This window comes from Umezawaea sp. NPDC059074 (assembly GCF_042738955.1).
Lineage (GTDB): Bacteria > Actinomycetota > Actinomycetes > Mycobacteriales > Pseudonocardiaceae > Umezawaea.
Window position 1 is genome coordinate 1 of record NZ_JBHYHC010000214.1, and the last position, 10,691, is coordinate 10,691.

General features: G+C 72.1%; 14 protein-coding genes. 10 read left to right on the top strand and 4 right to left on the bottom strand.

Annotated features, from left to right (window positions below; translation table 11 throughout):
• Positions 1–50 precede the first annotated feature (50 nt).
• Both ACFWW9_RS44105 and ACFWW9_RS44110 read left to right on the top strand, forming a co-directional pair.
• Complete coding sequence (locus ACFWW9_RS44105; RefSeq protein WP_390389281.1) at positions 51–503, top strand: nuclear transport factor 2 family protein; 453 nt, start codon at positions 51–53, stop codon at positions 501–503.
• Positions 504–540: 37 nt separating this feature from the next.
• Entirely contained in the window at positions 541–1,197 is a 657-nt protein-coding gene (locus tag ACFWW9_RS44110) for a TetR/AcrR family transcriptional regulator (protein ID WP_390389282.1), read from the top strand.
• Positions 1,198–1,212: 15 nt separating this feature from the next.
• Here ACFWW9_RS44110 and ACFWW9_RS44115 read toward each other — a convergent pair whose 3' ends face one another.
• Positions 1,213–2,223, bottom strand: coding sequence for an aldo/keto reductase (locus ACFWW9_RS44115; RefSeq protein ID WP_390389283.1), 1,011 nt, complete (start codon positions 2,221–2,223; stop codon positions 1,213–1,215).
• Between the two features lie 110 nt (positions 2,224–2,333).
• Between ACFWW9_RS44115 and ACFWW9_RS44120 the strand changes: the two genes are divergently transcribed.
• The 3 genes from ACFWW9_RS44120 to ACFWW9_RS44130 all read left to right on the top strand — a co-directional run bounded on the left by ACFWW9_RS44120 (position 2,334) and on the right by ACFWW9_RS44130 (position 4,641).
• Positions 2,334–2,927, top strand: a complete 594-nt coding sequence (locus ACFWW9_RS44120; RefSeq protein ID WP_390389285.1) for a TetR family transcriptional regulator — start codon at positions 2,334–2,336, stop codon at positions 2,925–2,927.
• 116 nt (positions 2,928–3,043) lie between these two features.
• Positions 3,044–4,030 (top strand): zinc-dependent alcohol dehydrogenase family protein, encoded by a 987-nt coding sequence (locus ACFWW9_RS44125; RefSeq protein ID WP_390389286.1) that lies wholly within the window; start codon positions 3,044–3,046, stop codon positions 4,028–4,030.
• A 23-nt stretch (positions 4,031–4,053) separates the two neighbouring features.
• Positions 4,054–4,641, top strand: coding sequence for a TetR/AcrR family transcriptional regulator (locus tag ACFWW9_RS44130; RefSeq protein WP_390389287.1), 588 nt, complete (start codon positions 4,054–4,056; stop codon positions 4,639–4,641).
• Between the two features lie 4 nt (positions 4,642–4,645).
• Here the strand turns inward: ACFWW9_RS44130 and ACFWW9_RS44135 are convergent, their stop codons facing one another.
• Entirely contained in the window at positions 4,646–5,215 is a 570-nt protein-coding gene (locus tag ACFWW9_RS44135) for a hypothetical protein (protein WP_390389289.1), read from the bottom strand.
• Between the two features lie 29 nt (positions 5,216–5,244).
• On the opposite strand from ACFWW9_RS44135, the gene ACFWW9_RS44140 reads away from it, so the two are divergent.
• The gene (locus ACFWW9_RS44140) at positions 5,245–5,634 is read left to right on the top strand and encodes a winged helix-turn-helix transcriptional regulator (RefSeq protein ID WP_390389290.1); all 390 of its coding nucleotides are present in this window, start codon (positions 5,245–5,247) and stop codon (positions 5,632–5,634) included.
• On the opposite strand, the gene ACFWW9_RS44145 is transcribed toward ACFWW9_RS44140, so the two are convergent.
• Together ACFWW9_RS44145 and ACFWW9_RS44150 are read right to left on the bottom strand one after the other, a co-directional pair.
• Positions 5,631–6,764, bottom strand: coding sequence for a hypothetical protein (locus ACFWW9_RS44145; protein WP_390389293.1), 1,134 nt, complete (start codon positions 6,762–6,764; stop codon positions 5,631–5,633). The two genes, ACFWW9_RS44140 and ACFWW9_RS44145, sit on opposite strands and share 4 nt — an antisense overlap.
• 45 nt (positions 6,765–6,809) lie before the next feature.
• Entirely contained in the window at positions 6,810–7,481 is a 672-nt protein-coding gene (locus ACFWW9_RS44150) for an AIM24 family protein (RefSeq protein WP_390389296.1), read from the bottom strand.
• An 82-nt stretch (positions 7,482–7,563) separates the two neighbouring features.
• Between ACFWW9_RS44150 and ACFWW9_RS44155 the strand changes: the two genes are divergently transcribed.
• From ACFWW9_RS44155 to ACFWW9_RS44170, 4 genes are all read left to right on the top strand, one after another.
• Entirely contained in the window at positions 7,564–8,172 is a 609-nt protein-coding gene (locus tag ACFWW9_RS44155; RefSeq protein ID WP_390389297.1) for a TetR/AcrR family transcriptional regulator, read from the top strand.
• Between the two features lie 93 nt (positions 8,173–8,265).
• Positions 8,266–8,952 carry an SDR family NAD(P)-dependent oxidoreductase gene (locus ACFWW9_RS44160; RefSeq protein ID WP_390389299.1) on the top strand — a complete coding sequence of 229 codons (687 nt, stop codon included), beginning with the start codon at positions 8,266–8,268 and terminating at the stop codon, positions 8,950–8,952.
• Between the two features lie 61 nt (positions 8,953–9,013).
• Positions 9,014–9,925: an SAM-dependent methyltransferase gene (locus ACFWW9_RS44165; protein ID WP_390389300.1), complete on the top strand. Its 912-nt coding sequence runs from the start codon at positions 9,014–9,016 to the stop codon at positions 9,923–9,925.
• Between the two features lie 66 nt (positions 9,926–9,991).
• On the top strand, positions 9,992–10,691 hold a 700-nt coding region (locus ACFWW9_RS44170), incomplete at its 3' end, for a VanZ family protein (protein ID WP_390389302.1).

Genomic DNA, 10,691 nt, shown 5'->3' on the forward strand with positions numbered 1-10,691 from the left:
GTCGTAATCTATTACGACAGGTTGTCGCAAAAACCGATGGAGGGTTTCCCGTGGACGATCGCGCCGATCTCATCGAGCTGTTCGGCAAGTACGCCGACATCGCGGACCTGAAGGAGTACGTCGAGCTGCCGCGCCAGGTCTTCACCGATCCGCTGACGCTCGACTTCTCGTCCGTCGCCGACATCCCGCCGATGGTCCTGCCGCTCGACGACTACCTCGCGGTCGTCAAGGGCTCCTTCGCGCACTACGACGCGACGCACCACGTCATCACCGGACATGTCGTACGGGTCGACGGCGACAGCGCGACGGTCCACGCGCACGTCCGCGCCGAGCACTGGGTCCCGGACGAGGTCGCCGCGGGCGGCCCGAACCGCTGGCTGGTGGTCGGCTTCTACGACAACGAGGCCGTCCGCACGGCCGACGGCTGGCGCTTCAGCCGGGTGAAGCTCACCTCGGCGCACCAGGAGAACCCGCACCTGTCGAGCGTGGCGCTGGCGGGCTGACGGCGGTGGGCGAGCCCCCGTGGGGAAGGATGGTCGGGTGCCGCGAATCCGGGGAGCCAGCATCGAGGAGCACCACGAGATGGTGTGGGCCGACCTCGCCGAGGCGATGCGGGGGCTCCTGCTCGAACGCGACTACGAGTCCATCACCATGGGCCACATCGCGGCCAAGGCGGGTCTCGCGCGCAACACGCTGTACAACTACGCGGCCGACAAGAGCGCGCTGGTCCTGGCGCTGACCCGGCGGGCGAGCCGACCCGCACTGGAGCGCGTGGCCGCCATCGCCGCCCGGTCGTCCGACCCGGCCGCGGAGCGGATGCGGGAGATCGTCGAGGCGGTCCTGGAGGCCGCCGCGGACCAGGCACTCGGCCTGATGTTCCGGCCGGGCTCCGGCCCGCTGGTCGCCGAGGTGCCGAAGGGGCCGGACAGCCCGTTCCACGCCATCGTGGTCGAGGTGGAGAACGTCGTCCGCGACGGCGTCGCGAGCGGTGAGTTCCGCGCCGTGGACGACGTGGAACTCGTGGTGGAGCTGCTGTCCGGCGTCATGCGCTCGGGGGCCGAGCGCATCGGCCGCGACCCGGCCGCCTTCGAGGCCACGGTCCGCGCGGCGCGGGAGATCGTCCTGGTGTCCCTGGCCCACCACCCGGACCAGCCCGGCCGATCTCCGCGCCGCCGCGGCGGAACGCCTGCCCGGTAAGGGGGATCGCCGCGCTCAGCGCGGGGGAGTGACGCCGTCGAACCAGTTGCGCGCGCCCACGGCGGTGTGGCGCTCGCGGGCGCCCTCGACGGTGATCTTGTCCAGCGCGGCGAGGTGGTCGTCGGTCAGCACGAGGTTCGCGGCGGTGCTGTTCTCCTCGAAGAACTCGACCCGGCGGGTGCCGGGGATGGGCACGACGTCCTCGGCCCTGGACAGCAGCCACGCGAGCGCGACCTGGCCGGGCGTGGCGTCCAGTTCGGTCCCGATGGCGCGCAGGACGTCGACCGTCGTGACGTTCCGCTCGAAGGCGCCCTCCGCGTACCTCGGCATGTGGCGGCGGTGGTCGTTCTCGGCCAGGTCCTCCCGCGCGGTCACGGCTCCGGTCAGCACGCCGCGGCCCAGCGGGCTGTAGGGCACGACGCTGATGCCGAGTTCGCGGGTCAGCGGCAGGATCTCCTGCTCGATGCCCCGCTCCCACAGCGACCACTCGGTCTGGAGCGCGGTGATCGGGTGCTCGGCGGCCGCGCGGCGGATCGTGTCCGGCGCGGCCTCGGACAGGCCGAGGTGGCGGGCCTTGCCCTCGGCCACGAGGTCGGCCATGCCGCCGATGGTCTCCTCGATGGGCACGTCGGGGTCGACGCGGTGCAGGTAGAACAGGTCGACGTGGTCCGTGCCGAGTCTGGTCAGCGACCGCTCCAGCCTTTCGCGGGCGTAGGCGGGGGTGCCGTCGATGCGGGCCTCCGCGCCGCCGAAGGGCGCGGAGACGATGCCGAACTTGGTCGCCACGACGAAGTCGTCCCGGCGGCCCACGAGCGCGCGGCCGAGCACCTCCTCGCTGGGGCCGTAGCCGTCGGCGGTGTCGAGCATGGTCACGCCGAGTCGCGACGCGTGGTCCAGGATCGCGCGGGCGGCGGCGTCCGCGTCGAACTCGCCCTGGCCGTAGGGGGCGGCGAAGCTCATGGCGCCGTAGCCGATCGCTCCGACCTCGAGGCGGTCGGGACCGAGGTGGCGTTGGGGGATGGACATGTCGGCAGGTCCTCGGGTGGTCGTGGAGGACCTCGTGTCCTCACCTGAGGACAACGGTAGTCCTCAGGTGAGGACATTGCCAGTGGCGTGACCCGTCGTACACTTCGGCCGTGGCGACCAAGCCGACGACACGAGCACCTGCCGCGGCGGTCGCGAAGCGCTCGCGGGACGCCGAGGCGACCCAGCGCGCGATCCTCGACGCGGCCGTGGTGGTGTTCGCGCGCAGCGGGTACGACGCGGCGGGCACCCGCGAGATCGCCCGCGAGGCGGGCGTCGACCCCCGGTTGATCACCCGCTACTTCGGGTCCAAGGAACGGCTGTTCGGGCTCGCGGTGGAGGAGACCTACCGGCACCCGCTGACGATGTCGCCCGGTCACACCCGCGCGGCCGCGGAGGCGTTGCTGACCGACGCCCCGCTGTCGCAGTCCCAGGGCTTGCTGCTGACCCTGCGCTCGGCGGCGAACGAGCGGGCCGCCGAGATCATGCGCGGACACCTGGAGACCCACTTCCAGCGGCAGTTGGCCGACGAGCTGCCGGGCGACGAGCCGGTGGCGCGCGCCGCGCTGCTGATCTCCGTCTGCGCGGGCGTGCAGCTCATGCGCAACGTGCTCGGCAACCGGTCGCTGCAGGCCGAGACCACCGAGACGCTCGTGTCCCGGCTGACGGCCGCCCTCGACGCGATCGCCTGCCCGCCGCCCTCGTAGCGGCACCGCCCCTCGTGAAAGCGGGATCACAGTTCGCGCCCTTAATCGTACGGACTAGTCTGTTCGATTAAGGGCGCTCGACGGGAGCGCCGCGGAACGGTTGGAGAGGTGGACCCATGCGTGCGGCCGTGCTTGAGGAGTTCGGGAAGCCGTTGGCGCTCCGGGAGGTCGACCGGCCCGTGCCCACGGCGGGGCAGGTGCTCGTCCGGGTCGTGGCGAGCGGGCTGAACCCGCTGGACGTCAAGATCCAGGCCGGTCAGGCAGCGCACGCCAGGGTCGAGCCACCCGCCGTGCTCGGCCTCGACGTCGCGGGCGTGGTCGAGGCCGTGGGGTCCGGCGTGGAGGGCTTCGCGCCCGGCGACGAGGTGTTCGGGCTCGTCGGCGGGGTCGGCGGGCGGCAGGGCACGCTGGCCGAGCACCTCGCCGTGGACGCGGGACTGCTGGCCCGCGTGCCGAGCCGGGTGGACCTGCGCCAGGCCGCCGTGCTGCCGCTGATCACCATCACGGCCTGGGAGGGTCTGGTCGACCGGGCGCGGGTGCGCGCGGGGCAGAAGGTGCTCGTGCACGGCGGGGCGGGTGGCGTCGGGCAGGCGGCGATCCAGATCGCACGGGCCCACGGAGCGCGGGTGTACGCGACCGCCTCACCGCTGCGCGCCGGCGTGGTCGAGGCGCTCGGGGCCACGCACATCGACCCGCGTTCCACGACGGTCGAGGAGTACGTGGCCGAGCACACCGGCGGCGAGGGGTTCGACATCGTGTACGACACCGCCGGTGGCGCGGTGCTCGACGCCTCGTTCCAGGCCGCCCGCGTCTACACCGGCCACGTCGTCAGTTCGCTGGGCTGGGGGACGCACAGCATCGCGCCCCTGTCCTTCCGCGGCGCCACGTACTCCGGGGTGTTCACCCTGCTGCCGCTGCTGACCGGCCGCGGCGGCGAGCACCACGGCGAGATCCTGGGCGAGGTCGCGAGGCTGGTCGACGCGGGCGACCTGACCCCGAGGGTGGACCCGAGGTGGTTCTCCCTCGACACCGTCGCCGACGCGCTGCGCCTGGTGGGGGAGGGCACCGCCGACGGCAAGGTCGTCGTCGACGTCGGCCGGTAATCGGACGGACTAGTCTGTCCGACATGGCGACGCGCGTGCGCAAGACCAACACCGAGCGGAAGATCCTCGACACCGCCGCGGAGCTGTTCCACCGGGACGGGCTGCGGGGCGTGGGCATGGACCGGGTGATCGCCGAGTCGGGCGTCGCCAAGTCGACGCTGTACGCGCACTTCCCGACCAAGGACGACCTGGTGTCGGCGTACCTGCGCCGCACCGACGAGTCCTGGATGGGGCAGTTGCGCGACGCCGCCGAGCGGGCGGGCAGCAGTCCCGCCGACCAGCTCGTCGGACTGTTCGACGCGCTGGAGAGCTCGTTCGACCGGCACGGCTTCTTCGGGTGTCCGTTCATCAGCGCCGCCGTGGAGGCCGCGGCGGGCTCGCGGGCGGCCGAGGCCACGGTCGCCCACACCGTCCGCCGCCAGGCCTGGCTCCTCGACCTCAGCCGGGCGACGGACGCGCCCGACCCGGCCGCGCTGGCCGCGCACATCGGGCTCCTGATCGACGGGGCGTTGGCGTCCGGCCGGTTGTCGCAGGACAGGGCCGTCATCGACGCGGCGAGGACGGCCGCCCGCCACGCGGTGGACGGCCACCTCCGCGTGGCGAGCGCCTGAGCCGTCAGCGGGTCCGGCGGTCCATGGCGATCCAGTTCGTCTCCCACGTCGTCCCGCCGTCGGCCGAGAACGCCTGCTCGAACCTCGCCGTGTCCGGACCCTGGCGGTGGACGAGGAACCGGACCTTGATCGGGCGGCCGCCCAGCTGGTCGTCGCCGAAGAACTCGCCCACGCCGTCGTGGAACCCACCGAACACCGCCGGGGTGAGCAGGCCGTCGCGGAAGCTGACGAAGGTCAGGCTCCACTGCGTCGCCTGCGGCTCGTACAGCCGCAGGTTGAGGCCGTCGATGCGCCCGCTCGCCCCCGACACCGCGAGTTCCACGACGTTCGCCCGCCCGTCCGAGAGCGGCCGCACGACGCTGGTGCCGGTGAACTGGAGCCACTGGTCCGGGGTGTCCGAGAGCGGGTCGGCGAGCACCCGCACCGAGGTGCGCCACGCGCCGGCCTCCCAGTCGAAGTCCCGTTGGCCGGTCGAGGCCGCGGGATCCGCGAGTGCACCGCCCGACGCGGCGGTGGCGATCAGCAGGAGGGCCGAGAGGCCGACGGCGAGGAATCTCTTGTGTGGCAAGGTCATGGGCCCGACTATCCGAGCGGAGCGCGGTCGTGGACAAGAAGGCACCTGGAGGTAACCCCTCCCGCCCCAACCCCCTGCCCGGCTGCCCGATGGCCGCGGCGTTCGCCGCGATCGGCGGCAAGTGGAAGCTGACGCTGCTGTACTGGCTCGCCCACGGCGAGACCCACTTCGCGGGCCTGCGCCGCCGGGGCGCACCGATCACGCCCAAGGTGCTGGCCGAGCAGTTGCGGGAACTGGAGGCCGACGGTCTCGTCGAACGGGTGGTGACCGGACCCGTCCCGGCGCGGGTGATCTACCGGCTCACCCCTTACGGCACAACGGTCCTGCCCGTCGTCGAAGGCGTTCGCGTGTGGGGCGAGACCCACCTCCGGCTCACCGCGGGGGATCAGGAATCGAACTGCGCCACCGTGATCGCCTAGCGGCGTGACCGCACGGCCAGGTAGACCGCGCGCACGGCCAGCGTGCGCTCCACCTGCTCGACCACGGGCGCGAAGAACTGCTTGCGGTGCTCGGCGTCGCTCATCGAGATCACCGCGAAGTACATGCTGCCGAACGCCGCGAACAGGGTCGCGTTGCGCAGCAACGCCACCGGCACGTCCGGCAGCCACGTCGCGTACGCCACCGGCCCGCCGATCCACTGCTCCGCGGTCTCCGGCAGCACCACGATCAGGCCCAGCACCACGAAGAACGCGTACAGCGCGAGACCGACCACCGCCGCCTGCAAGAGCTGGCGGATCGCCAGCATCACCAACAGGTTGCGCAGTTGCCTGCCGGTCAGCTTCCGCGCCTCCACCGGCTCGTTCGGGTCCACTTCGGCCAGTGGCGTGCCCTGGCACGCGGCCTCCAGCACCGGCGGGCTCAGGTCGTGCTCCACCCGGCCGATCTCCTCGCGCAGCCGGGCGGCCGCGGCGAGCACGGTGATCGCCACGAACAGCGCGACGATCAGGCTGAGCCGAGGCCACTCGAGCCGGTTCATCGCCTGCCACAGCTCGCCGGTGAAGAACAGGAACAGGGTGACGAACAGCAGCGGCGGCAACGCCCGGCCGAGCAGGTTCACGCTGGTGCGCAAGTCTTCCAGCGTGTGCCGGACGGCGGCCTTCAGCAGCGCGGCGAGGCCGTAGGTGACGGCGAGCCAGGTCGCGGCGAACACCCCGGCGAAGAACAGCGCCAGCTGCACGGGATCGCTGTCCGGGGTGTCCTCGATCGCGTCCTGGAGGATCGGCACCACGACCGGCAGCAGGGCGTACCCGACGAGGACCGCGATCGTGCGCGGGCGGGTGAACACGGGCATCCGCCGCGCGAACAGCGACAGCACCGTCGACACCACGACCGTGCTCGCCAGCACCACGGAGAGCAGCACCCACCGCCCGTACCCCGCCGCTCCCAGTGGCACCAGCCACACCAGGCTGGAAATGGCGACGAACGCCAGCGTGGGCAGCATCCGCGGCAGCACGTGGGAGAAGAACCCGTAGCCCTCGATCATCGTCGGCGCGCCCTGCCGGACGAACCACTGCTCGGTCCGCCGAACCAGGAGCCGCGACGCCGTCATGCGCCAGATCTTCCCCCACGTGGTCGAACGACCGCCCGGCGGTCGTCACTGCGCGGTCGGCACCGGATGCCCTTCGGACGCCTGCACGACGACGAACCCCTGACCCGACAACGCGAGCTGGTACGCCTCGCCCGAACCGCGGCCGATGACCGCGCCGAGCTTCGCGGTCTTGCGGATCGACGACTGGAGCGAGGTCGACCACAGGACGGCGGACTGCATGTCGACGAACGTCGGCACGTCCACGGTCAGCACGACCGGCGTCCCGTACGCGGTGACGGCGAGCGCCCCGGTGCCGGTGAACGTCGTGTTGAACAGGCCGCCGCTGAGCATCGACGCGCCCTCGGTGCGGTTGATGTCCCACGTGAGCGAGCTGTCGAACGCGAGCACGTTCTTGCCGTTGACGGTGACGCCCTCGTTCTCCAGGTAGAGCACGAACACCTCGTCCGCGTCCTGCGCGAGGAACACGTCGCCGCTGCCCGACACCTTCATCAACGACATGCCCTCGCCGGTGAAGGCCTTCTTGAACAGCTTGCCGAGCCCGCCCGCGCCCTCGTAGGCGAAGTCCACGTCGCCCTGGTAGGCGACCATCGACCCCTGCTTGGCGAAGAAGAACCCGCCGCTGCCGGTGAGGTCGACCTTGAGCATCCGCTCGTTCTGGAGCTGGAAGCTGCCGGGCTCGACGGCCCGTTCCGAGTGGTTGAACAGTGAGCTGCGCATGCCCCGATAGTGCAGGTGATCTTGGGACCGCGCATCCGCGGGGTTCCGCAGCGATCGTTGCGGAAGGGCGTAGCCTGGCCGGGTGGAGAGCAGGCAGCGCCGTCCGGCGGGCAGACCGCGCGGGTTCGACGCCGACGAGGCGCTGGAACGGGCCGTGCTGGTGTTCTGGGAGCACGGCTACGAGGGGGCCAGCCTGGCGGTGCTGACCGAGGCGATGGGCATCTCCACCACCAGCATGTACGCGACCTTCGGCAACAAGGAAGAACTGTTCCGCAAGGTCCTGGAGCGCTACACCGAGGGCCCGAGCGCGTACCTGGGCCGTGCGCTGGAGGAGCCGACCGCGCTCGGCGTCGCCGCCGCGATCCTGGCGGGCACCGTGCGGACCACCACCCGCCCCGAGCACCCCCACGGCTGCCTGGGCGTCCAGAGCGCGCTGGTCACCAGTGACGCCGGGAACGAGGTCCGCGACGCGCTGATCGCGTGGCGCGACCACGGTCGTTCCGGCATTCGCGAGCGGTTCGAGCGGGCGGTGGCGGAGGGCGACCTGCCTGCGGACGCCGATCCGGCGCTGCTCGCCCGCTACGTCACCACGCTGTCGTACGGCCTCGCCGTGCAGGCCGCGAGCGGGGCGAGCCGCGACGACCTCCAGGAGTTGGTCGACGCCGCCCTGCGCGGCTGGCCGCTGGTCTGAGGGCGGCCGCCCATTCCGCAGTGATCGCTGCGGAACGTGCTACGGTCGAATTCTGCATCGATCGATGCGGAATGTTCCTGGAGGGTGTGGACCATGACCGTCACGCTGATCACCGGGGCCAACAAGGGCATCGGGTTCGAGACCGCCAAGCGGCTCCTGGAGGTGGGGCACGTCGTCTACGTCGGCGCGCGCGACGTCGAGCGCGGGGAGAAGGCCGCGGCGGACCTGGGCGCGCGGTTCGTGCGGCTCGACGTGACCGACGACGAGTCGGTGAGCAGCGCGCTGGCGGCGATCGAGGCGGACGAGGGACTGCTGGACGTCCTGGTGCACAACGCGGGCGTGCTCGGCGACGGACCGGTCGGCGGTCCCGAGGCCCTGCGGGTGTTCGACACCAACGCGGTGGGGATCGTGCGCGTCACGGAGGCGGCGCTTCCCCTGCTGCGCAGGTCGGCCAACCCCACGGTGGTCACGGTGTCGAGCAGCGCCGGGTCGTTCTGGGCGGTGACCAACCCCGAGCGGCCGGAGTTCGGACTGCCGCTCGCGCTCTACTCCGCGTCCAAGGCGGCGGCCACGATGCTGACGGTCCAGTACGCCAAGTCCCAGCCGGGCATCAAGTTCAACGCGCTGGAGCCCGGCACCACCGCCACCGACATGACCGCGGCCTTCGGCGTCGGGCGGTCGCCCGCTGAGAGCGCCGAGGCGGTCGTGCGGCTGGCCACCCTCGGCGTGGACGGGCCGACGGGCACCTTCCAGGACGAGAACGGGGAGCTGCCCTGGTAGGCGCGGGCGGCTCGCTAGCATGACCGGCGGCCTTCACCACACGAGGAAACCGAGGCAGGACATGGGTTCCACCCGGCACGACGGTGACACCTGGGACTTGGCGTCCGGTGTCGGCGCGACCGCCACGGCCGCCGCCGCGGCCAGGGCGATAGCGTCCCGCTCGGAGCCCAGGCTCATCGACGACCCGTTCGCCGAGCCGCTCGTCCGGGCGGTCGGCATCGACCTGCTCACCCGGCTGGCCACCGGTGAGACCGACCCCGACGAGCTGGTCGGGCGGACGGCGGTCGACGGGGCCAAGGTGCGGACCAGGTTCTACGACGACTTCTTCCTCGCCGCGACCCGCGCGGGCGTCGCCCAGGTCGTGATCCTGGCCTCCGGCCTGGATTCCCGCGCGTACCGCCTGCCTTGGCCGTCCGGGACGGTGGTGTACGAGGTCGATCAACCGGGGGTCGTCGAGTTCAAGACCCGCGCGCTGGCCGACTTGGGCGCCGAACCCACGGCGGACCGCCGGGCGGTCGCGGTCGACCTGCGCGACGACTGGCCCGCCGCGCTGCGGGCCGCCGGGTTCGACCGGGCCCTGCCGACCGCGTGGAGCGCCGAAGGCCTGCTGGGCTACCTGCCGCCCGAGGCGCAGGACCGCCTGCTGGACACCGTGACCGACCTCAGCGCGCCCGGCAGCCGGGTGGCCACCGAGAGCAGGCCGAACCCGCGGCCGGGCGACGAGGACAGGACGAGGGCGAGCCTGGACCGCACGTCCGAGCGCTGGCGCGAGCAGGGGTTCGACACCGACATGGCGACGCTGCGCTACTTCGGCGAGCGCAACGAGGCCGGCCCCTACCTGAGCGGCCTCGGCTGGACGCTGACCGGCTCCAGCGTCCGGGACCTGCTCGCCGCCCACGGCCTCCCGCCGATCGAGGACGACGACCTGCGCATGGCCGGTCTGCTCTACGTCAGCGGCGTCCTCGGCGAGTAGCGCGTATCGCCGGCGTATCGAAAACCGCATACGACCTCGCAACGGCCGTTCGTCTTGACTGCGGGCATGAACCACGACGCGTCGCCGTTGCGCCGGACCCTGCTGTTCGGGGTGGTGGTCCTCGCGGTGGTGGGAGCGCTGGTCGTCCTGCGGCGGCCGCTGCTGATGGCCGCTCCGCGCTGCTTCGCCTTGGAGTGGCAGGGCTGCCTCACCACGGAGAACGGCGTCGTGCTGGTCACGCTGCTCACGGTGCCGTTGTCGCTGCTGGTGGTGTGGGCGCTGGCGTGGTGGCGGCGGGCCGTCGGGTTCGCGGCGGCGTGGCGGACGTCGCTGGCCGAGGTGGGCATGGTGCACGGGACCGTGCCGCTCGTGTGGATGACCCTGATGCCGGGGGAGAACGCCGGTCTCGTGGACGGGCGGCTGAGCCTGGTGCCGCTGCGGGACCTGATCACGATGGGGCCGCTCGGGATCGTCGCCAACCTGCTGATCTTCGCGGCGCTCGGCTTCTTCGCCCCGATGCGGTTTACCGCGTTGACGTCCGTCGTGCGGGTCTTCGCGCTCGGGGCGGCCTGCTCGATCCTCATCGAGACCGCGCAGTACGTCCTGCGGCTGGACCGGGTGTCCTCCGTGGACGACGTGCTGCTCAACGCGGCGGGCGCGGCGCTGGCCGCGCTCGCGTCCCGCCGCTGGTGGCGGGTCGCGGCGGAACACCCCGTGCCCGTGAGCCCTGTCTCGATTAAACAACTGACGCTGCCGAAGAAGTGGG

Coding starts and splice junctions, on each gene's coding strand:
- ACFWW9_RS44115 (WP_390389283.1), bottom strand. CDS start 2,223: ATGTCCATCCCCCAACGCCACCTCGGTCCCGACCGCCTCGAGGTCGGA.
- ACFWW9_RS44150 (WP_390389296.1), bottom strand. CDS start 7,481: ATGCGCAGCTCACTGTTCAACCACTCGGAACGGGCCGTCGAGCCCGGC.
- ACFWW9_RS44135 (WP_390389289.1), bottom strand. CDS start 5,215: ATGACCTTGCCACACAAGAGATTCCTCGCCGTCGGCCTCTCGGCCCTC.
- ACFWW9_RS44125 (WP_390389286.1), top strand. CDS start 3,044: ATGCGTGCGGCCGTGCTTGAGGAGTTCGGGAAGCCGTTGGCGCTCCGG.
- ACFWW9_RS44160 (WP_390389299.1), top strand. CDS start 8,266: ATGACCGTCACGCTGATCACCGGGGCCAACAAGGGCATCGGGTTCGAG.
- ACFWW9_RS44130 (WP_390389287.1), top strand. CDS start 4,054: ATGGCGACGCGCGTGCGCAAGACCAACACCGAGCGGAAGATCCTCGAC.
- ACFWW9_RS44145 (WP_390389293.1), bottom strand. CDS start 6,764: ATGACGGCGTCGCGGCTCCTGGTTCGGCGGACCGAGCAGTGGTTCGTC.
- ACFWW9_RS44165 (WP_390389300.1), top strand. CDS start 9,014: ATGGGTTCCACCCGGCACGACGGTGACACCTGGGACTTGGCGTCCGGT.